Raw genomic sequence first — 24,517 nt, forward strand, 5'->3', positions numbered from 1 at the left:
ACAAGAAATGAGGGACGATCGTGAGTCAGATTATTAACGTTGAACATTTAAATTACCGCTATCCGCAACAGGACACGGACGCGCTGACGCTGACCGATGTGTCATTTTCAGTTGCGGCCGGTGAATGGGTCGCGATTGTCGGTCATAATGGTTCTGGCAAATCAACGTTAGCAAAAAATTTAAATGGGTTATTGGCCCCCGTTTCTGGTCAAATTACGATTGACGGACAGGTGTTATCTGAAGACACGGTCTGGGATATCCGCCGTAAAATTGGGATGGTCTTTCAAAATCCAGACAACCAATTTGTCGGGGCAACCGTAGCCGATGATGTGGCCTTTAGTCTAGAAAATCAAGGGATTCCTCGCGAAACGATGTTAAAACGTGTCGATGAAGCCTTAGCTCAAGTGGATATGAGTGCTTTTAAAACACGGGAACCAGCACGTTTATCTGGTGGTCAAAAACAACGGGTCGCGTTAGCTGGGATGATTGCAGCCCGGCCCAAAATTTTGATTTTAGATGAGGCGACATCGATGCTTGATCCGGAAGGTCGAGCCGAAGTCTTAGCAACGATTCGGCAGATGAAAGCTGATTCAGATTTAACCGTCTTATCGATTACCCATGATATCGATGAAGCGGCTAGTGCGAATCGCGTACTAGTGGTTAATGACGGTCAACTCGTTGAAGAGGGTACGCCGGCTGAGATTTTTGAGCATGGGCCGGCCTTGATTAAAATGGGCTTGGATATGCCGTATCCAGAACGGTTGAAGGCGGCCTTAAAACGGCAAGGTGTTACCGTACCGACCACTTATTTAACGGAGAAAGGGATGGCAGACTGGTTATGGCAATTGATTTCAAACAAGTAGGCTTTACTTACCAACCAGGAACGCCGTTCGCGACGCAAGCCTTAACGGATATTAATGTGACGATTCCTGATGGCTCGTATACGGCGTTAATTGGCCATACCGGGAGTGGAAAGTCGACACTGTTACAACATCTAAATGCCTTATTAAAACCGACCACTGGGACGGTGACGATTGGTGATCGGGTGATTACGCCCGAAACCAGTAACAAAGACTTGAAGGCGTTACGCCAACATGTCGGTATCGTCTTTCAATTTCCTGAAAGCCAACTTTTCGAGGAAACGGTCGCTAAAGATATTGCGTTTGGACCGCAAAACTTCGGGGCTAGTGAAGCTGATGCGTTGAAAACGGCCGCAGATATGTTAGCGTTAGTGGGACTAGATGCTGAGTTACTCGATCGTTCACCGTTTGACTTATCTGGTGGACAAATGCGGCGAGTGGCGATTGCTGGGGTCCTTGCAATGGCACCACAAGTGTTAGTCTTAGATGAACCCACGGCTGGCCTTGATCCACAAGGACGCTTAGAAATGATGGAGATGTTTGCTAAATTGCGTCATGAACGTGAGCTGACAGTGGTGTTGGTCACCCATCAAATGGATGATGTGGCCAATTATGCCGATCATGTGATTGTGATGGATCAGGGGAAAATTGCCAAGACGGGGACCCCGCAAGAAATTTTCCAGGATCCACAATGGTTGGCCGAGCATCATTTGGGGCTACCGAAGACGACCGCCTTTGCGCAACAATTGATGGCTAAAGGCATTCAGTTTGACCAGTTACCATTAACTGAAGATCAACTGGCCCAAGCGTTGGCACACCAATTAGGAGGTGCCACGCAATGATGAATAAATTGATCTTTGGGCGGTATATTCCAGGTGATTCAGTCATTCATCGCATGGATCCGCGCGCTAAATTATTGTTGAGTTTTTACTTTATTGGCATTATTTTTATTGCGAATAATTGGGCTACGTATGTGCTTTTATTTGCGTTTACGTTACTGGCAATCAAACTTTCAGGGGTGAAGTGGTCATTCTTTATCAATGGGGTTAAACCGTTGATTTGGCTGATTCTATTCACCGTTATTTTACAAGTCTTATTCAGTGCTAGTGGGGGAACGGTGTACTTTAAGTGGGGAATTATTACCATTAGCCAACTCGGGCTGGTTAATGGGGTCTATATTTTCTGCCGGTTTGTGTTGATTATCTTTATGTCGACACTCCTTACCTTAACAACGCCGCCCTTGGAACTATCTGATGCGATTGAATATATCTTAATGCCGTTAAAAGTGGTGCACTTTCCAGTGTACGAAGTGGCCTTAATGTTGTCGATTGCGTTACGATTTGTCCCAACATTGATGGATGAAACTGAAAAGATCATGAATGCACAACGGGCTCGGGGTGTCGACTTTGGTGAAGGCAATATTTTTCAACAAATGCGGGCCATTGTGCCATTATTAATCCCACTCTTTGTGAGCTCCTTTAATCGTGCTGAAGATTTGGCGACAGCGATGGAAGCTCGTGGTTATCAAGGCGGCGAAGGTCGCAGTAAGTATCGCATCTTGAAGTGGCAAGCGCGTGATACGTGGGCGACTTTGGCGTTTGCTGTTTTGACAGTGGCGCTAGTCGGATTACGGCTTTACGTTTAATTAGTATTTACGGTGTGGTGTGCTTTTGAGGGCACCACCCGTTTTTTATCAGGAGGATTAGTGTGACAACCAGATATAAAATAACATTGACGTATGATGGCACCAACTTTGCGGGTTTTCAACGGCAACCACATCAACGAACGGTGGAATCGGTTTTAACCAAAGCGGTTAATAAGATGGCGAAAGACCCAGCCGAACCAATCGTGATTTATGGGGCCGGCCGCACCGATGCTGGCGTCCATGCTTTCGGCCAGGTGGTCCATTTTGATTTGCCTTATGCAATTAGTGCAGAAGGGGTCCGTCGAGGCTTGAACAGCTTGTTGCCAGTTGATGCCTTAGTTAAAACCGTCGAGATTGTCCCAGACACCTTTCATGCGCGTTATGATACGGTTGGAAAGCGGTACTGGTATCGTGCGTATTCCGATGAGTTTGTCGCACCGTTTAAACGCAATTTTACGGGCCATTTTAAGTTTGCGGCGGATATTAATCGAATTCAACAAGCCATTCCTGATTTAGTTGGGAAACACGATTTTTCCACGTTTGTGGCTTCTGGTTCGCAGGCCCATGATCATGTCCGTGAAATTTATTCGGCCAAGGCGTGGGCGTTACCCGATGAACAAGAAATTCAATTTGAATTTTGTGGAAGTGGGTTCTTGTACAATCAAGTGCGGATCATGGTGGCGGTGTTGATGGAAATTGGTCAAGGCCGTCGAGCAGTGGATTGTATCCCGCAGCTATTAGCGGCTAAAAATCGCGACCTCGCACGGGGCACGGCCCCAGCGGCTGGACTCTATATGAAAAAAGTGTATTATGAGGCTAAAGATTTACAAGCCGATCTAATTAAGGATTGACTTCTAGCACTAAGTTAGGTAAACTAATCGTTGGTATTGTTTGCCCCACGATAAGCCCCGGAATCTTATTGAGTGTCAAGCAAAACAGAAAATGGAGGAACACAACGTGCGTACAACATATATGGCTAAACCAGGTGAAATTGATCGTAAATGGTATGTAGTTGATGCTACCGATATCCCTTTGGGTCGGTTATCAACTGTCGTTGCATCAATCTTACGTGGTAAGAACAAACCAGTATTCACACCAAATGTCGATACTGGTGACAACGTAATCGTGATTAATGCAAGTAAGGTCGCTTTAACTGGTAAGAAAGCAGAACGGAAGATTTACTATCACCATACTGCTTATGCTGGTGGTTTAAAGGAACGGACTGCCGGTGACTTCTTAGCTAAAGAACCAGAAAAATTAATTGAAACTTCAGTTAAGGGTATGCTTCCTCACAACTCTTTGGGTCACAAAATGGGCTTGAAGTTGCATGTTTATGCTGGTGCAGAACATACGCAACAAGCACAAAAACCTGAAGTTTTGGATATTACGAACTTAATCTAAGGAGGAAACAACATTGGCTCAAGTACAATATCGCGGCACAGGCCGTCGTAAAGATTCAGTAGCCCGCGTACGTTTAGTACCAGGTTCTGGTAAAATTGTTATGAATGATAAGAGTGTAGAAGACTACATTCCATTTGCAGATATTCGTAAAGAATTATTGCAACCATTCGAAGTAACGGAAACAACTGAACAATATGATGTTTTAGTTAACGTCAATGGTGGTGGGTTCCACGGCCAAGCCGGTGCTACCCGTCATGGTATCGCTCGGGCATTGCTCGAAGTTGATCCAGATTTCCGCGGTCCTTTGAAGCGCGCTGGTCTTTTGACTCGTGACGCTCGTATGAAGGAACGTAAGAAGCCAGGTCTTAAGAAAGCTCGTAAGGCTGGTCAATTCTCAAAGCGTTAAAATTATTCGAAAAACGTTGTTATACCAACATTTTCAGAACGAAAAAGCACTCGTCCATTTGGGCGGGTGCTTTTATTTTTTTATTCAAAAATCAGTTAGTCACTCGCTTTGTTAGTTAACTATCCCCATTTGAAATCACAAGTTAGGTTCGAATAGGACAATTGAATCTTAAGGTTGCAACCGATTGTAACGTTATGTTCGTTAGTCTTCGTTAAAACCGGTCGTTTTTGCAAGCCTGACCTGCTACACTAATCGTTAAATTTAAATTAGAAAACTAATTATAAATTAATTTATTTGATGGGAAGTGGACTGAATGCAAGCAATTATCGCACTCGCAGTTGTGATGGGACTAATGGTCGTTGGTGAATGGGTGTCAACGCGTAGTAAAGCCTATATTCCATCGGTATTTGTGACGGGGGTCTTGTTTCTGATCGGTTTTTGGACGGTTATTCCTAAAAATATTGTGCCTGATGCATCCTTCACCAAGCCGTTTGTCGCAATTACGCAAGCCGTTTTACTCATCCATATGGGCACGTTGATGGATCTCAAATTGTTACTTAAACAATGGCGGGCTGTTTTGATCGCGTTATCTGGTGTGGTAGGAACGGTTATCCTGGCAATGGGCGTTGGCAGCTTACTTTTTAGTTGGCAAACGGTTGTTGCCAGTGTACCACCGTTAACGGGTGGATTAGTGGCCGCATTTCTGATGACCGCTGGGCTAAAGGCCCAACATATTACGTTATTAGCGGCTTTTCCGGTGGCGATGTTTGTCATGCATAGCATGATTGGCTATCCACTAACTGCCGTAATGCTTAAACGTGACAGTCGGCGGTTATTAAGCCAGTTTCATGCCCCTAATATACCAGCAGCTGTTACAGAAAATGCGGCTAAGTCGTCAGCGCAGGCAACCAATAAAACGACTGCGGTAGTCTCGTCAAATACCCCGACCAGCAAACCACACCCTTGGCGATTGAAAGTCAATGTACCAGCGGCTTACGAGACTTCAGCATTTATGTTATTTAAAGTAGCCATTGTCACGGTTCTAGCGGAAGGGACTGCGGCTTTAATGCACAATGTGATCAATCCGTATATCATTTGTTTAATCTATGGTGTTATCGCGCATCAATTGGGACTTTTAGAAGATGCTGTGTTGGAAAAAGCTGGGGTATTTCATTGGTTGATGTACGGCTTATTGGCATATATCTTTTCGAATTTGAATATTGTGAAAATGAACATGCTCGTTGGCATTGTGGTGCCGATTTTTACGTTGATTTTGCTGGGCATTTTGGGCATGTTTATTGCGTCATCGCTATTGGCTAAACCTTTAGGCTTTAGTCGTGAAATGGCATTTGCCAGTGCGTTAACGGCGTTGTTTGGTTTTCCAGCGGATTATATTGTCACCCATGAAGTGACGAACATGATGGGTAAAACTGAGGCCGAAAAACAATATTTGCTGGATCACTTATTACCAAAGATGTTGGTGGGTGGTTTTGCCACGGTATCGGTAGCTTCGGTAATTATTGCGTCAATTTTCTTGAAACTTTTGTAGGGGGGATTAGCAATGAACGACCAGGAGTTAACGACTTGGATGACGGCGATTCGTCATCGGTTACACCAACAACCAGAACTCGCTTTACACGAAATTCACACCACAGCCTTAATCAAACAAACCTTAACGCAACTAGGTATTCGTATCTTGCCCTATTCAGGAGAAACTGGGGTGGTCGCAGAAATTGGCCACGGTGAACCAACCATTGCGTTACGTGCCGATATCGATGCGTTACCCTTGCAAGAAAAATCAGGGCTAGCTTATGCTTCTAAAGTTAATGGCCGAATGCACGCGTGCGGTCATGATTTTCATACAGCGGCGCTACTCGGTGGAGCCCGATTGTTGAAGGCCCATGAGGCTGACTTAACGGGGACCGTGCGCTTGATTTTTCAACCCGGTGAAGAGGGCCATGTTGGTGCCAAGCTGATGATTAAAAATGGTGTTTTGCAGGGAGTGCAGGCGATTGCTGGGTTTCATAACATGCCTCAAATCCCAATTGGGACCTTAGCGATTAAATCTGGTGCGCTGATGGCTAGTAACGATAACTTTATCGTGACTATTCATGGAGCTGGAGCGCACGCGGCGATGCCTGATCGGAGTCAAGATGTCATTGTCACCCTGGGACAGCTTATCACGAGCTTGCAAACGATTCGAAGCCGTAATATAGCGCCAGATGCTGCGTTAGTTTTAACGATTGCCGACGTGCAAGCGGGTCACACCTTTAACGTCATTCCAGATACTGCCGAATTTAAAGGCACGATTCGAACATTTAGTGCGACTAATCGGAAATTGGCCATGGAACGGTTTTATGATCTAGTCCAAGCGACGGTTAAAGGATTTGAACAGACCGTTACGATTGATTGGGATCAAGGGCCGAGCTGTGTCACGAATGAGCCGATCTTGACGGCCTTGATTGCTAAAGCTGCCGCCGAGACATTAACGATTGTGCCGGCTTTGCCATGCAATGCAGACGATGACTTTGCTTTGTATCAAGAACGTATTCCCGGTTTTTATGGTTTTCTAGGGTCTGGTGGAACGGGGGTATTACATCAATCAACGTATTCATGTGACGATGCTGGACTCATTTATGGGGCTAAGTTTCACCTGTTAGCGGCCAAAACGATGTTGCAGGCGGTGACTCAAGGCCAATTGGCAAAATTTAAACCATCAGTCGAATCCGCAGTGGTTAACAGTTTACAGTCACTTTAAGCTAGATTGATAGAATAATTTTAAAAAATGATTTGACAATTCTATCAAACGTGAGGTATAGTCTTAGACATCAACAAATATTAAATTTTAAGGAGATTATCATTATGCGTGGATTAAGAAATGGTCAAAAATCAAATCGATTTTATTATTACTGGTTTCAGTAGTAGTGTCAGCCATTCGATGCGGGCACTACGCTCGCATCGAATGTGACCAGTAATTATCTTCGTATGATGAAAAATCTACGGGAAGTCACATAGATGTTGTCATTTAACAACTGTGTGGCTTTTCAATCAACTCGGGTCGAGGCTTTTTTGCCATCGCTCAGTTGGCAACGAAACGCTCACAGTTTAGACTGTGGGCGTTTTTTTGATAGAGAAAGGGATTGATAACATGAAATTAACCAACTTTGATGAAACCGATCAATTAGCAGTAACTAATTTACGGGTATTGAGTGCGGAAATGATTGAACAAGCCAAATCCGGTCATCCGGGATTGCCACTCGGGGCGGCACCGATGTTATGGGTGTTGTGGAGTCGTCACTTACGGCTTGATCCCCAAACACCCAAATGGTTGAATCGCGACCGATTTGTCTTATCAGCGGGTCATGGTTCTGCCTTGTTATACAGCCTGTTACATGTCAGTGGCTTTGATGTCACGATGGATGATTTGAAACATTTCCGACAGTTCGGCAGTCGGACGCCGGGGCATCCTGAATATGGTGTGGTTGATGGCGTTGAAGCTACGACCGGTCCTTTAGGCCAAGGGTTAGGTATGGCGGTTGGCATGGCTTTAGCCGAAACGCATTTAAGCGCGCAATTCGAAACGGAGCCAGCGTTGATTGATCACTACACTTACAGTTTAGTTGGCGATGGTGATTTGATGGAAGGCGTCTCACATGAGGCCGCTAGCTTTGCGGGGCAACATCAACTTGGTAAATTAATTGTCTTGTATGATGACAATTCGATTTCACTAGATGGTCCCACCAGTCGATCGTTTAAAACTGATGTCACGCAACGGTTTGAAAGTTACGGTTGGGATACTCAAGTGGTGACGGATGGTAACGATCTAGCCGCTATCGATGCCGCGATTAATCGGGCCAAGCAAACGGCGCAACCTTCTTTGATTGCCGTGAAAACCGTGATTGGATTTGGCGCACCGGGTGCTGGCACTAACGCGGTACACGGCAGTCCCTTAGGCGAAGCTGGTTTAGCAGCGTTACGCCAAAACTTAAATTGGACGGCCAAGCCATTTACGGTCGTACCAGCAGTGGCTAAACGAGCCCAAACGATGATTATGGCTCGTGGGCATCAAGCCGCTGAGCAGTGGCAACAACGCGTTGATCAATTACCATTGCCGATGCTACGGCAATTAAAACAACAATTAACGACGACGTTACCTTTAGATTTAGCGGCGCAATTACCCAGTTACGATGAAGGGGCCGAAGCATCACGGATGACCAGTCATACGATGATTCAAACGTTAGCCGCTCATTTACCAGAACTTGTCGGTGGCTCAGCGGACCTGGCGAGTTCTAATAAGACGACGATTGAAACGGATGACTTGATGACGCCGGCTCATCCAGCTGAACGAAACTTAGCGTTTGGTGTTCGTGAATTCGGCGAAGGGGCGATCTTAAATGGCATGGCGTTACATGGTGGCTTACGTGTCTTTGGTAGTACTTTCCTCGTCTTCTCGGATTACTTGCGTGGGGCGATTCGATTGGCAGCGCTGCAGCATTTACCAGTGACCTACGTCTTCACACATGACTCAATTGCGGTCGGTGAAGATGGTCCGACCCATCAACCGATTGAACAATTGATGAGTTTGCGACTCATTCCGAATGTCACAGTTTTACGACTGAGTGATCCGAATGAAACGGTCGCGGCTTGGTGGCAAGCAGTCAATGCCACCGATCATCCAACCGTCTTAATTTTGACACGTCAAAACTTAGCGGTACTGCCAAATAGCAAACGGTTAGCGATGACTGGCGTGGCTCGTGGCGGGTACGTCTTGTCCCCACAAAAAGGGCTTGAACCAACGGGAATCTTAATTGCCAGTGGTTCCGAAGTCGGGTTAGCGATTAAAGCGCAAGCAAAATTAGCGCGGTTAGGTCAAGACGTTAGCGTGGTGTCGATGCCATCGATGGACTTATTCCAACAACAATCGGCTCAATACCAAGCCAGCGTCTTACCACCACAAGTTCGTCGGCGTGTGGCTGTTGAAATGGGTGCCACGTTAGGTTGGGAACGGTTCGTCGGTTTAGACGGCACGGTGGTCGGACTCGATCACTTTGGTGCCAGCGGTCCCGCCGAAGCCGTTTTACCAGCATTAGGCTTTGCTGTTGATGCGGTAGTTCAAGCATACCAACAAACCCATGTCGAACGTGCTGGGCAACGATTAGCCGTTATTTAGAGAGGAAGACGAGTCAATGATTAATGGAAAAACAGCACTATTTGGGTTTATGGCCCATCCGGCCAAACATAGCCGGTCACCTAAAATGCATAATTTGAGTTTTGATTACTGGCATATTAATGCCCGCTACTTGGCGTTCGATGTAGCGCCAACGGATTTGACGGGCGCGGTTGCTGGGATTCGTAGTATGGGAATTTCTGGGGTTAACTTATCGATGCCTTTTAAGGAAACAGTGGTGCCAATGCTTGATGGGATGACCACACGTGCCAAACGGATCAAAGCTGTGAATACGATTAAGAATGATCATGGCAAATTGATCGGTGATAGTACTGATGGTGCTGGATTATACCAGGATTTACAACACCAAGGTTATGATCTACATGGGAAAAACGTGGTGATTTTAGGGGCCGGTGGCGCTGGCAAAGCGATCATTGCGGCTGCGTTGGATTATGATGTCGCTAGTGTCACGGTTTTCAAGCGGGCCAACGCGACTTATGCCCAAGTTGACCAGTGGTTAAACGACTTGGCTAGTCAAACGGACATCACGATGCAATTACGGCCATATGATGATTTAAAAGCGATGCAACAGGCTGTTCAAGCTAGTGATTTGATTATCAATGCGACTAATGTCGGGATGACCACGGCTGGACTCCCATTGCCACCACAAGTGATGGCTACCTTAACACCAAGTCAAACCGTCTACGATGTGATTTATCAACCACTAGAGACTGAGTTTTTACGCCAAGCCAAAGCACTTGGATGTGCCACCCATAATGGGTTGGGCATGTTGATTTGGCAAGGGGCTTTAGCTTTTAAATTTTGGACCGGCAAAGAGATGCCGATTGCTGCTGTAACTGAATCGATTATGTCGACCGCCAACTAACGAGGAGTAGATAAAAATGATTATTATTTTAAAAGAAACCACTGCCAGTGCCATGCAAGCCAGACTTGTTGCCCAATTCGGGGCTAAAACCGAAATTTTCACTCATGATAACCGGATTGCCTTACAAGGTGTCAACCCTGATGAGTTGCCAGCTGATGTGTTAGCTGCTGCCGATGAAGTCATTACCGATGTTCCCGCGGCCGTACAAAGTAGCCGGTTACTACATCCGGAAGATACGATTATTAAAACGCCGCATAGTGTCATCGGTGGGGCAGACTTAGTAATGATGGCCGGACCTTGTTCCGTTGAAAGTGCCGAACATGTGATGGCCATGGCCAAAGTTGCTAAGCAAGGTGGCGCAACGGTCGTTCGTGGTGGGGCCTTCAAACCACGGACCTCACCATACTCGTTCCAAGGGCTTGGTGAAACCGGTCTTCAATACTTACGAGCTGCCGCTGATGCCAATGGCTTAGACATGATTACCGAAGTCATGGACGATGAACACGTTGAAATGGTCGCCAAGTATACCGATATTTTCCAAATTGGTGCGCGGAACATGCAAAACTTCTCGTTGTTAAAAGCTGTTGGCCAGACGAATATTCCAGTCGCTTTAAAGCGTGGGATGTCGGCAACAATCGATGATGTGTTAAATGCGGCTGAATACATCGCTGCTGGTGGTAATCATCAAATCATGCTCCTCGAACGTGGGATTCGGACCTTCGACAATAAGTACACGCGCAACACGTTTGACTTAGGTGCCGTGCCAGTTCTGCAACAATTAACACACTACCCAGTTATTGTGGATCCTAGTCATGCGGTTGGTGAATGGGATCTCGTGACCCCAATGGCGATGGCCGGCGTCGCTGCTAGTGCCAGCGGAATGATTGTGGAAATTCATGACGATCCAACTCATGCGCTATCAGACGGGCCGCAAGCTTTGAAACCGAAGACTTACTTGAAGATGGCAAAGCAAGCGTTCCAATTACATGATTTGATGCAAACCTGGGATTAGGTGATGCCAATGACAATTATTCCAGTCAAAACGGCGACACAAGCTTATGACGTTCGCTTAGTCGATCACGGCTTAGATCAAATTGCTGAACATATTGCATCGGTTTGGACACCATGCCGTGTCGCATTAATTACGGATACAACCGTTGGGCCGTTGTATGCGGCTAAAGTAGTGACACAATTAACCAATGCCGGGTATTGTGTGAACGTCCTAACGGTGCCAGCTGGTGAAGCCAGTAAGAGTTGGACCCAAGTGGAACGATTGATTACGGCCATGAGTACGATGCATTTAACTCGGAGCGATGGGGTGATCGCACTAGGCGGGGGCGTGGTTGGCGATTTAGCCGGTTTCGTTGCGTCGATCTACTTACGCGGATTAAGTTTGATTCAAGTGCCAACCTCATTATTGGCACAAGTTGATAGTTCGGTCGGTGGTAAAACGGCGATTGATCTGCCAACCGGTAAAAACTTAGTGGGCAGTTTTTATCAACCGGCGTTGGTCTTGATTGATCCGCAAACCTTAACGACACTACCAGCGCGTAGTTTGGCCGAGGGGTATGGGGAAATTGTGAAATGTGCGGCTTTAGTTGGTGGGGCGTTTTGGGCGTTAGTGACGCAGATTAACCAGTTGGCGGATTTAATTCCGAATGCCGCGGCATTGATTACTGCCAGCGTGCAATTTAAAGCGCAAGTGGTGATGGCGGATGAAAAAGAGGGTGGCCAACGGCAGTTGTTGAACTTTGGCCATACCATTGGTCATGCGGTGGAATTGCTTGGTCAAGGTCGTTGGATGCATGGTGAAGCAGTCGCGATTGGCTTAGTTCAGGTTAGCCGGTTGTTTGAAGCGCACCAACTTACGCCAGCAGGCACCGCTGATCAATTAGCGGCACGGCTCCAAGCAGTGGGGTTACCAACATCATTACCAGATTTGCCGGTCACGCAATTGTTAGCGGCGATGCAACATGATAAAAAGGTTCATGGCAATCAACTGACGTGGGTCTATTTAACGGCGATCGGGAGGCCAGAATTACGAGCAGTACCGGTCTTACAATTGAAGGATTGGTTAGCGCCAATGATAAAGGATTAAAAAAGCGTCACGCAGGGCAAGCTGCGTGACGTTTTTTGCGACCAGTTACTGGTCAATATAATGGCTTAAAATCGTTAATAATTGGTCAAAATCTGGTGGATAAGCGCCGGTTCCACGGCGATGAATGTAATTTGTTGCATGGAGGACTTGATGATCCAGTCGATCTTGAGTGGTCCGCCAATCATCATTGGATAAAATGATTTCCCAATAATCGTGATTAGGTTTGTCGGTATCGAGCCGATCATAAACCCCTTGCCATGGTTGAATAATCGCCATTAGGTCCGCGACCAATAGTGGAATCATGGTTTTCTCGATTTTAAAATGACGGTGCCAATATTTTGGCGAAAAAAAGTGTTTCAGGGTGGGCCAATGCCGTTGGCTGACGACAAAGCGATGCGGTCCGCACTCGCATCGAAGTTGAAAATAACCATCCCGATTGCGCAACTTAAAGTACAGAGTTGCCACTGCTGTCGGTTGAGTTGACATGCCTTTTTCTCCTATTAAAATATATCCCCCATTTAGTACTTCCCGGTACTAAAAAATACCCCATTGGTGCATACCGCTATTATGACTGAAACCGATAGTTAATACAAGTGTATTAATTAAAAAAAGATTGGTCACAAACTGCGGTCCGAAGCTTTTTATAACGATTTACTTAATCAGCATTACTTTCGAAAGTCATTTCACTCATTGACAGTTCCAGGTCATCTAAAACATCGTTGGTGGTTAAAAATTGTTCCCAGGCAGCAACTGATTGATCACGAGTATGTGGTGTAATTTTTTGATGGAGATTATCAATCACGCCGTCGAGTAATTTTTCTGCCTGACGATTAATTTCAGCATCGTTATAACGCCGTGCTGGCAAGCGTTCTTGGTTCTGTTGGTTTAAAAAATCAGTCGCCTTCGTCATAAAAATGGTGACCACTTGTGAGTTATCAGCCAAGAAGGCTTTTAAAGTTGCATTATCCAAGTCAATTTCCTCCTAAATGATTCTTTTCTACTATAACATAGGTAGGGACGAGTACTGATGATTAAAGATCGTGGGTTATCGGCAATGTGAATAAATAAACAACTTAATAAAATAAAATTTTTTAGTTGATTATCAGGAACAAGTCAATAGTAGCTGATGTGAACGCTGTCAAGATAACCTCATAAGCAAAACTTATTGGTAAATAGAGATTTGACTATACTATTTTGTGAAGTTTAGAATTTGGTTGTTGATTAGTTGTTACCCATTTCACATTAAGTTAAATTTTAAAATACGGAGGGTTTCATCATGGAAAATTATCGAGTAGAATCAGACACTTTAGGCGACGTTCAAATTCCAGCTACCGCTTTATGGGGGGCACAAACCGAACGGAGTCGCAATAACTTCCCAACCGGCGCAAAAATGCCACTGGAATTAATCAAAGCGTTACTACAAATTAAGAAGGCTGCCGCAATTGCGAACAAAGAATTAGATGCAATTGCTCCAGAAAAGGCCGATTTAATTGTGACTGCGATTGATCAATTGTTGAGTTTGGATGATGAAGACCTTCGCAAAGACTTTCCATTAGTGATCTATCAAACTGGTTCTGGAACCCAAACGAATATGAACGTTAATGAAGTTGTCGCACATATGGCAGCTAAAATAAACCCAGACCTTGAAATCTTACCTAATGATGATGTGAATCACGGGCAAAGTTCCAATGATATCTTCCCAACGGCGATGAATATCACAGCCGCAGTAGCGGTGGACAATTTGGAAGCTGCTGCAGCGCATTTATTAGTCGAATTAAAAGAAAAACAAGCCAAATATTGGCGCGTGGTTAAAATCGGCCGGACCCATTTACAAGATGCCACGCCGATGACCTTTGGCCAAGAAGTGAGTGGCTGGGCTAGCATGATTGAACATGACTTAAACTTCTTAAAACAATTAAACCCAACGTTAAGCGAACTCGCCATGGGTGGGACCGCCGTTGGGACTGGCTTGAATGCTGCTCCACATTTTGCCGACATTATTGCCGAAAAGATGAGTGACCTATATGGGGTTAAATTCACCGCGGATTCTAACAAGTTCTATGGTTTAGCAGCGCACTCAGGTTTAAATGTCGTTCACGGTGCCATTAAGACATTGGCAAGTGATTTAATGAAAATTGCTAACGATGTCCGGTTCTTAGCTAGTGGTCCTCGGGCCGGATATGGTGAATTAAACATTCCAGCTAACGAACCAGGCTCATCAATTATGCCTGGGAAAGTTAATCCAACACAGGCTGAAGCAGTTACCATGGCGGCTGTTCGGGTGATGGGTAACGATGTTGTTGTTGGCATGGCTTCAAGTCAAGGTAATTTTGAAATGAACGTTTACAAGCCAGTTTTAATTAGTGCTTTCCTTGAATCCGCTGAACTATTGGCCGGGACGATGACCGGGTTTGCGGATAAGATGATTCATGGTTTATCCGTAAATGCTGATCGGATGGCTGAACTCGTTGATCGTTCCTTGATGACGGTCACGGCGTTGTCACCACATATTGGTTACCATGAAAGTGCCACGATTGCACAACAAGCCGAAAAAGATGGCACGACCTTAAAAGTAGCGGCCATTAAATCTGGCTTAGTGACTGAGGAACAATTCGATGAATGGATGGTTCCAATTGATATGACAAACATTGATGAAAAATAAGTAACCTTAGACCTTCCGGCATTTTTATGGCGGAAGGTTGTTTGAAAAGTGGAGGGAATCAAAAAATGGCTGAAAAATTTGTCGCAACTGGCTTAGCAACCTTACAAGATAACTATGACTTGATCGTCATCGGTTCTGGTGGTGCCGGCTTAACGGCTGCCATCCAAGCGCATGAATTGGGCTTGAAACCGGTAATCTTAGAAAAAATGTCAAAAATTGGTGGGAACACCACGCGGGCCTCATCTGGGATGAATGCGGCTGAAACCGATGTTCAATTAAATCACCATATTGTGGATAGTTTTGAAGAATTCTATGCCGATACCTTTAAGGGTGGCGGCCAACAAAATAATCAAGAATTATTGAAATATTTCACGGAACACAGTGCACTGGCAATTGATTGGTTGGCTGATCATCAGATTGTCTTAGATGAATTGACGATTACAGGCGGGATGAGTACCATGCGGACCCATCGGCCAAGCTCAATGGCCCCAATTGGTGGTTTCTTAGTGAGTGAATTACTCAAACAAGTGGCAACCGAAAATATTCCATTGTATACCGATGTTAAAGTTAATGAATTGGTGTTGAATGATGCGCATCAAATTAATGGTGTTAAAGTGACAACCGCTAATGGTGATCGTGAGCTCACGGCTAAAGCAGTTGTCTTAGCAACCGGTGGCTTTGGCGCTAACCAAGCCTTATTAACCAAGTATCGTGCTGATTTAAAAGGGTATAACACCACTAACCAACCTGGCGCAACGGGTGATGGGATTGAACTAGCCCAAGCCATTGGTGCAAAGTTAGTGGACATGGACCAAGTTCAAGTTCACCCAACGGTGCAACAGGATACTGATCACGCCTACTTGATTGGCGAAGCCGTTCGTGGCGAAGGTGCTATTCTCGTTAATCAAAGCGGTGCCCGTTTTGTGAATGAATTAGATACACGCAAAAATGTGACGGCGGCCATTGATGAGTTAGGCGGCACTGGTGCTTGGTTGATCTTTGATCGCGAGATTCGTGATCGGGTTAAGGCCGTTGAATTTTATGATTCAATTGGACTTGTTAAAACTGCGGATACCGTTGCCGATTTGGCGACAACGACGAAACTTGATGCGGCAACTTTAACCAGTACAGTTGCGAACTGGAATCAAGCGGTTGCTGATCAAAATGATGCTGAATTTGGGCGGTCAACGGGGATGGATCGTGATATTCAACATGGCCCATTCTATTCGATTCATATTGCACCCGCTGTTCATTACACCATGGGCGGGGTCGCGATTAATCACCTAACCCAAGTTTTAACAGCTCAAGATCAAGTGATTAATGGCTTGTTCGCAGCAGGCGAAGTTGTCGGCGGGTTGCATGGTAATAACCGAATTGGTGGGAATTCCATTGCAGAAACGGTGATCTTTGGTCGTCAAGCCGGTCAACAAGTCTTTAAGTATTTGCAACAATAATCACGTCAAAAAAGGAAGCGGAATTTGTGTCTCTTGAAAAAGTAAACTATAAAAAATTTATTGCCCCACTAGTAGTGGGCATCTTACTGTGGGTCTTATCGCCAGTACGACCGGTTGGCCTTTCGATTGGCGCCTGGCATATGTTTGCCATTTTTGTGGCAACAATTATTGGTTGTATTACGCAGCCGCTCCCCATTGGTGGGGTGGCGATTCTAGGTTTTACCATCGCAGTGCTCACGCATGAAATCCCGATTGATACAGCTATTGCTGGTTTTGGGAATAGTAGTATCTGGTTAATCGTGATGGCCTTCTTTATTTCCCGTGGATTCATTAAAACGGGACTTGGCCGGCGAATCGCGTTGGAATTTGTGGGATTATTTGGTAAACGAACTTTAGGCTTAGCGTACTCATTAATTGGGGTAGATTTGATTTTAGCACCGGCGACGCCTAGTAATACGGCGCGGGCTGGTGGGATCATGTATCCTATTATTAATTCTTTGTCAGAAGCGTTTGGCTCATCACCAAAACAAGGAACGCAACGTAAAATTGGCTCATTCTTGATGTTTGCCGAATTCCATGGGGATATGATTACGGCGGCGATGTTCTTGACGGCGATGGCTGGTAATCCACTAGCTCAATCGTTAGCGAAGAGTATGGGTGTGCACATTACGTGGATGAATTGGTTTATCGCTGGGGTTGTTCCCGGGATTATTTCATTGATTTTGGTGCCATTTATTATTTATAAAATGTTCCCACCAGAAATCAAGGAAACGCCCAATGCCAAGCAATGGTCTGAAAGTCAGTTAAAAGAAATGGGTGCCTTGTCTTTACCTGAAAAATTCATGGCTGGCATCTTTGTCATTGCATTATTACTTTGGGTCACGGGGAGTTTAACGGGAATCGATGCCACATTAACGGCTTTCATTGCGTTATCGTTATTGCTTCTTTGTGGCGTACTTTCTTGGTCAGATGTGACTCACGAAACAGGTGCTTGGAATACGTTAACTTGGTTCTCAGTCCTCGTTATGATGGCAACGCAACTCAATACGCAAGGGTTTATTCCTTGGTTGAGTAAGCAAATTGCCGGCGCGATGAGTGGGTTGAACTGGATTATCGTCTTAATCGTGTTGATTTTAGCCTACTTCTATAGCCATTATTTATTTGCCAGTGCAACGGCTCATGTGAGTGCGATGTATAGTGCGTTACTAGGGGTGGCCATCTCGGCACATGTACCAGCAATGTTAGCGGCCTTAATGCTTGGCTTCTTTAGTAACTTGTTCAGTTCAACGACTCACTACAGTAATGGGCCAGCCCCAATTTTGTTTGGTTCTGGTTATGTCAGTCAAAATGACTGGTGGCGGATGAATGCGATTTTAGCCTTTGTCTACTTTATTGTGTGGATTGGGATTGGCTCGCTTTGGATGAAACTCATCGGAATGTGGTAAAATACCGGTAACATGAAGAAATGAGTGATCGGCATGAATACACGTGATTTGGCCTATTTTCGGGCGTTGGTTGAAAAGAAAAACTATACCGTCGTGGCACAGCAGTTTAGTGTCTCACAACCGGCAGTAACGCAAGCCATTCATCGGTTGGAAAAAGAATTTGATGTGAAGTTGGTTTTACAAGATCGCAGTCATCAACGAACCGAGATTACTCGGGCCGGACAACTGTTGTATAAAAATGCACAAGCCATTCAAGCTAATATTTCATTGGCGCATCGTGAAATTGACAGTGCTAAGCAACCAGCCATTCGATTTGGCTTGCCACCAATTATTGGGACGATGTATTTCCCCAATATTGCCGGTGAGTTATTGAATCAAGGGTTCTTGAAACAATTGGCGATTACTGAAACTGGCTCCGGCGAGCTATTGACGAAGCTTCAGGCGGGGGACATTGATATTGCACTCCTGGGCTCATATGCGCCGTTAGACTTACCAACAATTCAGGCATTTCCATTAGGCGAGCGGCCTTTTAGCGTGATTGTGAGCCCCAAGCATCGGTTAGCCCAACAACCAACTGTTGCTTTTAAAGACTTGACACATGAAAAATTCATCGGTTTAACCGGTAAATTTGTCCATCCAGGCGCATTCAATGCCTATTGTCGTTTTGCTGGTGTCCAACCGGAGATTATCTATAATACGCCAGATATTGCCTGGGCTAAAGGGTTAGTCAAAGCCAACTTGGGGATTAGCCTATTAGTACGCGATATTGTTAATTCTGACGATGGGGTGGTTTGTTTAAGCATTAGTGATCCGGTGCCAACGAGCTTTCATGTCTCGGTAGCGATTAGAACCGGTTATGTGGTCACTGAACGTGAACAACAATTTATTGATGAATTACTAACCATGCCGATTCAACCAAATTAAATGCAAAAGGATCTACGATGACGTTAAAAATGTCATCGTAGATCCTTTTTTTGGTGAACGAAATTACCATTATCCTTTCAACGTGGCATGCATAATGGTTAATAACTGAAGCTGTGCCGGTGTCAAAATGTGGGACGTTCGATAGACGATGCTGGTGATAAACTCGGGCTGTTCTTCGTCCATCAATTCTAAGCGGACAACATTGTCTTGATGGTCCACAATATCGGTTAGATAAGTAATACCGACATTTTGTGCTACGAGCTTCATGATGATATGCGTGTCGTTAGACCGAAAGACAACGTCGGGGCGGAAGTGGTTCCGGCGCGTCAGTTTATTAAATGCTTGGTTATGAACGAAACTATTTTCAAATAGGACAAAATCATCGTGTCGTAGTTCGTTAAAAAAGACGCGTTTGCGATCCGCTAACGGATGATTTTTGCTAACGAAAATATAAAAGGGATGTCGGTCGAATTCGTCGGCCATCAAATTAGCGTAGGATAAAGGTTCGATTGAGCCTAACAGCGCCATATCCATATTTCCGGCTAATAAGCCTTTGCGGAGGTCCACCGAACCACCTTCAACCGTAATAATGTTACGTAATAATCGTTTAGCCTTTAATTTAGCGGCGATTTTGGGAAAGTAATAGTTTTCGATAATTGGCGGTAAACCAAGTGAGATTTGATTCTGCACCAAATTTTGAATTTCTTGGTGAGCCATCGATAAGTCGCGTAAAATACGAATCGCATGTTCCGCCAATTGTTGACCACTTGGGGTAATCGTCAAACTATGATGCACCCGGTCACGAATCACTAGTTGGGCACCGAATTCAGCTTCTAGTCGTTGGATAGCAGTGGTGATGGTTGGTTGTCGAACCTCGAAAATTTCAGCAACTTTTGAAAAGTTTTTTTGAATTGTTAATTCTTGAAAATAGGCTAAGTCTTTTGTATTCATTTTTTCTCCTGATATATCAACGTTTATAGTGGTATTATAAAATATTTTGATAACAACATTCAAGTTTGACTATAATATTTTCAGCGATTTATAGTGTTACTTGTAAATTAATAAGCGCAGATTGTTGACCGAGTGAATCAGATTCGTTAATCTGACAACCGTAGATTATTACTTGGTTAAGTCAACTGCCGAATTAAATGGAGGAATTAACAAATGACTCAAACAGCAGATCAAATTTTAAATAACCCATTCTTGAATAAAGGGACCGCGTTCACTAATGAAGAACGCCATGAACTCGGTTTAACCGGGACGTTACCTAGTCAAGTTCAAACAATCGACGAACAAACAACTCAAGCTTATGCCCAATTCCAAAGCAAGGCAACGCGCTTAGAAAAACGAATTTTCTTGATGAACTTGTTCAATGAAAACCGGACGTTGTTCTACCATTTGATGGATGAACATGTCGTTGAATTCATGCCAATCGTGTACGATCCAGTGGTTGCTGATTCAATCGAACAATATAACGAATTATTCTTAGATCCACAAAATGCAGCGTTTGTTTCAGTTGACGCACCAGAAGATATTGAAGCTACGTTGAAAAACGCCGCTGAAGGTCGTGACATTCGTTTAGTAGTTGTTACCGATGCTGAAGGTATCTTAGGTATGGGTGACTGGGGTGTCAACGGGGTTGATATCGCCGTTGGTAAATTAATGGTTTACACCGCTGCTGCTGGGATTGATCCGTCACAAGTGTTACCTGTCAGCATTGATGCTGGGACCAATAACCAAAAATTATTAGATGATCCATTGTACCTTGGTAACCGTCACAAGCGGGTTGCCGGTGAACAATATTACGAAGTTATCGACAAGTTTGTGGCTGCTGAACAAAAATTATTCCCAGAATCATTACTTCATTGGGAAGACTTTGGTCGTTCAAATGCCCAAGTGATCTTAGACAAGTACAAGGATAAGATTGCGACCTTTAACGATGATATCCAAGGAACTGGGATGGTCGTTTTAGCTGGGATCTTAGGTGCCTTAAACATCTCTAAAGAAAGTATCAAAGACCAAAAGATCTTATCATTTGGTGCTGGTACTGCTGGGATGGGGATTGCCAACCAAATCATGGATGAATTGATGCAAGCTGGATTAACTGAAGAAGAAGCTAAGCAACACTTCTACGCCGTTGATAAGCAAGGCTTGTTATTCGATGATACTGAAGACTTAACACCAGCGCAAAAGGCATTCACTCGCAAACGTAGTGAATTCAGCAACGCTGATGAATTAACAAACTTAGAAGCTGTGGTTAAAGCGGTTCATCCAACAGTGATGATCGGGACATCGACCCAACCAGGGACCTTTACAGAAAGCATCATTAAGGAAATGGCCGCACATACAGATCGCCCAATCATTTTCCCATTATCAAACCCAACGAAGTTAGCGGAAGCTAAGGCTGAAGATTTGATCAAATGGACCGATGGCCGTGCGTTAGTTGCGACTGGGATTCCAGCCGATGATGTGGAATACAAAGGTGTTACTTACCAGATCGGTCAAGGGAACAACGCCTTAATGTACCCTGGGTTAGGTTTTGGCTTGATTGCTTCAACTGCCAAGGTCTTAAACAGTGAAACGTTATCAGCTGCTTGCCATGCTTTAGGTGGCATTGTGGATACGAGCAAGCCAGGGGCTGCGGTATTACCACCAGTTTCAAAAATTACGGAATTTTCACAAACGTTAGCAACGGTCGTTGCACAAAGTGTGCTTGACCAAAAGCTTAACAAGGAACCCATTGCCAGTGCTGAAAAAGCAGTTGCTGACATGAAGTGGGTACCAGAATACTAAACGATCTATTAGTGGTCGCATAAGAGAAAAGTGCTTGCGGGTCGGTCGGCATAACTGACCTGGCAACATAAGAGAGAAAAAAATTGTAAGAGGTGGACACGAACTCATGACTGTTTTATGGAATTCGATTCAAAGCGTCTTAGTGGTCGTTTTGATCATGATTTTAGGGTATGTATTACGGCGAGCTGGTTGGTTTGATGATAAATTTGGTGGGACAATTTCGAAGTTTATTAAGAATATCGCCTTGCCAGCATCAATCTTTGTTTCAGTGTTAAGTCGCTTAACACGTGGACAGTTAGCTTCATTTTCTGGGTATTTAGCTTATGCGTTTTTAGCCGTTATTATTGGCTATATTATTGCATTTGCGTTGGTGAAAATCATGCGCATCAAACCAGGGCGTAAAGGGATCTTTATTAATGCCATGGTCAATGCCAATACGATTTTTATTGGGTTACCATTAAATATCGCGTTGTTTGGTGACAAGAGTATGACCTACTTCTTGGTTTATTATATCGTTAACACGGTTTCAACTTGGGCCTTTGGGGTCTTCCTGATCTCTAACGATGATCCAACGAAGCCAAAAGAAAAGACGCATAATAAGATTGATTGGAAGAAAGTGATTCCAATGCCATTGGTTGGTTTCTTAGTTGCCTTGGTCTTCTTATTACTCAATATTCCAATTTTGAAGGTTTCATTCGTGAACTCAACGTTGACCTATGTAGGTAACTTGGTCACGCCATTATCCTTGATCTATATCGGGATTGTGTTGGCTGATGCTGGGTTGAAGAGTATTCGATTTGATCGCGATACGATTGTGGCCTTACTTGGTCGCTTCATCTTGTCCCCAATCGTCATGATTGCCGTGATTATGGTTGCCGGTAACTTAGGTGCCAGCTTCCCAACGATGGCTTCACAAACGTTAATTGTGCAATCTGCGACACCAATGCTTGCGGTCTTGCCTATTTTGGCTAACGAAGCCCATGGTGATGTGGAATACGCCACTAATGTGGTGACAACCAGTACCGTCTTGTTCATCGTGGTTGTGCCAATCTTAATGTCCTTGATCCAATTTATCTAGGAAATTAAAATGAAATTAAAAAGATGTTGACCTAAATGGGTTAACATCTTTTTTTATGGACTGATAACTTAGCTGATTTTAATCTTTGGTTGAAATAGCTAAAATGAATGAAACCGCTTATTATCAACCTTTTACGACCAATAAATGAAAATAATATCGGTATTTGCTTGACACTTTAGGTGAAAATCAATAAAATTAACAACGTTATATTAATAAGAATTCAATTAGGAGGCAGCGACTTTATGAAAGAATCACGACGGTTATTGGTGAAAAAGCCCGTCAACCTAGCGAACTTTAATCAGGGTGGACTTGCCAAGACCCTCAATGCCTTCAGTTTAACGATGATGGGTGTCGGCGCAATTGTTGGATCTGGGATTTTTATTATGCCCGGGATTATTGCGGCTAAATATGCCGGACCGGCGGCGATGCTATCCTTTGTCATTGCCGCGGTGGTTTGTTCATTGGCGGCCTTGTGTTACGCCGAATTTTCATCAACAATTCCATTAGCCGGAAGTGCCTATACGTATGTCTATACGGTGTTTGGCGAATTTTTAGCCTGGATTTTAGGATGGGCGTTAATTTCAGAATATTTATTTTCAGTTTCATCGGTGGCAGTTAGTTGGTCGGCCTATTTCCAAAATCTGTTAAGTGGATTTGGCATTAAATTACCGGCATTTTTATCGGCCGCAGCTGGAACAGCCGGCTCACCACATGCTGGGTTTAATCTGATTGCATTTATCGTTGTTTTAGCAATCTCGTTATTATTAGTTGGCGGTTTGCAAGAATCTACCCGAGTGAACTCCATTATGGTCGTGGTGAAAATCTTAGTGATTGCCTTATTTATTGGGGTTGCGATCTTCTTTATCAGACCAGCTAATTTCCATCCGTTTATGCCTCATGGCGTGTCGGGTCTGTTCAAAGGGGCCTCCTTAGCCTTCTATGCATATATTGGTTTTGATGCCGTTTCAACGGCTTCTGAAGAAGTTAAAAATCCGAAACATGATATGCCGATTGGGATTATTGGGTCATTGATTGTGGCGTCAGTACTCTACATTGCCATGTCGATTGTGTTGGTCGGGGTTGTTCACTATACTAAGTTAAACGTTGGTGATCCGGTTGCATATGCGTTAGGGGTTATTCATCAAAATTGGGCCGCTGGGATTGTCTCATTAGGAGCCGTTGTCGGAATGACCACCGTGTTAATCGTCATGTTATATGGTGGAACCCGGTTACTCTTTGCGATTAGTCGAGATGGGTTACTACCTAAGACTTTCCAAAGTTTGAATCCACGAACGAAAGTCCCCGTTAAAAGTACGTGGATTTTCGGCGTCATTGCCAGTGTCTTTGCGGCAGTGATTCCGTTGGATAAAATTGCGGAATTGGTCAATATTGGGACACTGTTTGCTTTTGCAATGGTTTCAATTGGTGTGATTTTCTTACGTAAACATGAAACGCTACAACAAATTGATAGTTCATTTAAAGTGCCATTCTATCCAGTTTTACCAATCGTGTCCTTTTTAGCTTGCTTGTATCTCATGATTAACTTGCAAGGCTTTACTTGGGCGATGTTTGCGATTTGGGTGACGATCGGAATTATTATTTACTTCATCTATGGGTATCACCATTCCCGTGTTCGTGAAGATTTAGCAGCTAAAGAAAGAAAATAATTTTTTAACGTCTTGACGGTTGTTGAGGCGT

The 24,517-nt window shown here is 44.4% G+C and carries 22 protein-coding genes; 19 read left to right on the forward strand and 3 right to left on the reverse strand.

The genetic code is table 11. The annotated features are described in order from the left end of the window. Positions 1-29: 29 nt before the first annotated feature. From FFM84_RS10185 to aroB, 12 genes are all read left to right on the forward strand, one after another. Positions 30-863: an energy-coupling factor ABC transporter ATP-binding protein gene (locus FFM84_RS10185; protein ID WP_225424575.1), complete on the forward strand. Its 834-nt coding sequence runs from the start codon at positions 30-32 to the stop codon at positions 861-863. Further along, positions 839-1,702, forward strand: a complete 864-nt coding sequence (locus FFM84_RS10190) for an energy-coupling factor ABC transporter ATP-binding protein (protein ID WP_130845148.1) — start codon at positions 839-841, stop codon at positions 1,700-1,702. The genes FFM84_RS10185 and FFM84_RS10190 overlap by 25 nt, the downstream gene beginning before the upstream one ends. After that, complete coding sequence (locus FFM84_RS10195; protein ID WP_130845149.1) at positions 1,699-2,505, forward strand: energy-coupling factor transporter transmembrane component T family protein; 807 nt, start codon at positions 1,699-1,701, stop codon at positions 2,503-2,505. The genes FFM84_RS10190 and FFM84_RS10195 overlap by 4 nt, the downstream gene beginning before the upstream one ends. Positions 2,506-2,567: 62 nt before the next feature. Then, the gene (truA, locus tag FFM84_RS10200) at positions 2,568-3,356 is read left to right on the forward strand and encodes a tRNA pseudouridine(38-40) synthase TruA (RefSeq protein WP_130845150.1); all 789 of its coding nucleotides are present in this window, start codon (positions 2,568-2,570) and stop codon (positions 3,354-3,356) included. A 106-nt stretch (positions 3,357-3,462) separates the two neighbouring features. Further along, positions 3,463-3,906 carry a 50S ribosomal protein L13 gene (gene rplM, locus FFM84_RS10205; RefSeq protein WP_130845151.1) on the forward strand — a complete coding sequence of 148 codons (444 nt, stop codon included), beginning with the start codon at positions 3,463-3,465 and terminating at the stop codon, positions 3,904-3,906. Between the two features lie 13 nt (positions 3,907-3,919). Then, positions 3,920-4,312: a 30S ribosomal protein S9 gene (rpsI, locus tag FFM84_RS10210; protein WP_130845152.1), complete on the forward strand. Its 393-nt coding sequence runs from the start codon at positions 3,920-3,922 to the stop codon at positions 4,310-4,312. 313 nt (positions 4,313-4,625) lie between these two features. Further along, positions 4,626-5,861 carry a hypothetical protein gene (locus tag FFM84_RS10215; RefSeq protein ID WP_130845153.1) on the forward strand — a complete coding sequence of 412 codons (1,236 nt, stop codon included), beginning with the start codon at positions 4,626-4,628 and terminating at the stop codon, positions 5,859-5,861. A 12-nt stretch (positions 5,862-5,873) separates the two neighbouring features. After that, on the forward strand, positions 5,874-7,070 hold the full coding sequence (locus tag FFM84_RS10220; protein WP_130845154.1) for an amidohydrolase: 1,197 nt from the start codon (positions 5,874-5,876) through the stop codon (positions 7,068-7,070). Positions 7,071-7,460: 390 nt separating this feature from the next. Further along, a complete protein-coding gene (tkt, locus tag FFM84_RS10225; RefSeq protein ID WP_130845155.1) occupies positions 7,461-9,482 on the forward strand; it encodes a transketolase in 2,022 nt (673 codons plus the stop codon). A 16-nt stretch (positions 9,483-9,498) separates the two neighbouring features. Next, positions 9,499-10,365: a shikimate dehydrogenase gene (aroE, locus tag FFM84_RS10230; RefSeq protein WP_130845156.1), complete on the forward strand. Its 867-nt coding sequence runs from the start codon at positions 9,499-9,501 to the stop codon at positions 10,363-10,365. A 16-nt stretch (positions 10,366-10,381) separates the two neighbouring features. Next, a complete protein-coding gene (gene aroF / locus FFM84_RS10235; RefSeq protein WP_130845157.1) occupies positions 10,382-11,377 on the forward strand; it encodes a 3-deoxy-7-phosphoheptulonate synthase in 996 nt (331 codons plus the stop codon). A gap of 9 nt (positions 11,378-11,386) precedes the next feature. Further along, entirely contained in the window at positions 11,387-12,463 is a 1,077-nt protein-coding gene (gene aroB, locus FFM84_RS10240) for a 3-dehydroquinate synthase (RefSeq protein WP_130845326.1), read from the forward strand. A gap of 45 nt (positions 12,464-12,508) precedes the next feature. Here the strand turns inward: aroB and FFM84_RS10245 are convergent, their stop codons facing one another. Continuing rightward, positions 12,509-12,739, reverse strand: a complete 231-nt coding sequence (locus FFM84_RS10245) for a hypothetical protein (RefSeq protein ID WP_130846482.1) — start codon at positions 12,737-12,739, stop codon at positions 12,509-12,511. Positions 12,740-13,118: 379 nt separating this feature from the next. Then, positions 13,119-13,433 carry a hypothetical protein gene (locus tag FFM84_RS10250; protein WP_130845159.1) on the reverse strand — a complete coding sequence of 105 codons (315 nt, stop codon included), beginning with the start codon at positions 13,431-13,433 and terminating at the stop codon, positions 13,119-13,121. Between the two features lie 306 nt (positions 13,434-13,739). Here FFM84_RS10250 and FFM84_RS10255 point away from each other — a divergent pair, with 306 nt between their 5' ends. From FFM84_RS10255 to FFM84_RS10270, 4 genes are all read left to right on the forward strand, one after another. Next, positions 13,740-15,125, forward strand: coding sequence for a class II fumarate hydratase (locus tag FFM84_RS10255; protein WP_130845160.1), 1,386 nt, complete (start codon positions 13,740-13,742; stop codon positions 15,123-15,125). Positions 15,126-15,190: 65 nt separating this feature from the next. Continuing rightward, entirely contained in the window at positions 15,191-16,579 is a 1,389-nt protein-coding gene (locus FFM84_RS10260) for a flavocytochrome c (protein WP_130845161.1), read from the forward strand. Positions 16,580-16,605: 26 nt separating this feature from the next. Continuing rightward, complete coding sequence (locus FFM84_RS10265) at positions 16,606-18,024, forward strand: anion permease (protein WP_130845162.1); 1,419 nt, start codon at positions 16,606-16,608, stop codon at positions 18,022-18,024. A 33-nt stretch (positions 18,025-18,057) separates the two neighbouring features. Next, positions 18,058-18,948, forward strand: a complete 891-nt coding sequence (locus FFM84_RS10270; protein WP_130845163.1) for a LysR family transcriptional regulator — start codon at positions 18,058-18,060, stop codon at positions 18,946-18,948. Between the two features lie 69 nt (positions 18,949-19,017). Here FFM84_RS10270 and FFM84_RS10275 read toward each other — a convergent pair whose 3' ends face one another. Beyond that, positions 19,018-19,899: a LysR substrate-binding domain-containing protein gene (locus FFM84_RS10275; RefSeq protein WP_130845164.1), complete on the reverse strand. Its 882-nt coding sequence runs from the start codon at positions 19,897-19,899 to the stop codon at positions 19,018-19,020. Between the two features lie 213 nt (positions 19,900-20,112). Here FFM84_RS10275 and FFM84_RS10280 point away from each other — a divergent pair, with 213 nt between their 5' ends. From FFM84_RS10280 to FFM84_RS10290, 3 genes are all read left to right on the forward strand, one after another. Beyond that, positions 20,113-21,741, forward strand: a complete 1,629-nt coding sequence (locus tag FFM84_RS10280; protein ID WP_130845165.1) for a malolactic enzyme — start codon at positions 20,113-20,115, stop codon at positions 21,739-21,741. A gap of 106 nt (positions 21,742-21,847) precedes the next feature. Then, positions 21,848-22,819 (forward strand): AEC family transporter, encoded by a 972-nt coding sequence (locus FFM84_RS10285; RefSeq protein ID WP_130845166.1) that lies wholly within the window; start codon positions 21,848-21,850, stop codon positions 22,817-22,819. A gap of 242 nt (positions 22,820-23,061) precedes the next feature. Further along, positions 23,062-24,486, forward strand: coding sequence for an amino acid permease (locus FFM84_RS10290; protein WP_130845167.1), 1,425 nt, complete (start codon positions 23,062-23,064; stop codon positions 24,484-24,486). The last annotated feature ends 31 nt before the right edge of the window (positions 24,487-24,517 follow it).

It is taken from the genome of Lactiplantibacillus mudanjiangensis, from assembly GCF_005405385.1.
GTDB classification, from domain to species: domain Bacteria; phylum Bacillota; class Bacilli; order Lactobacillales; family Lactobacillaceae; genus Lactiplantibacillus; species Lactiplantibacillus mudanjiangensis.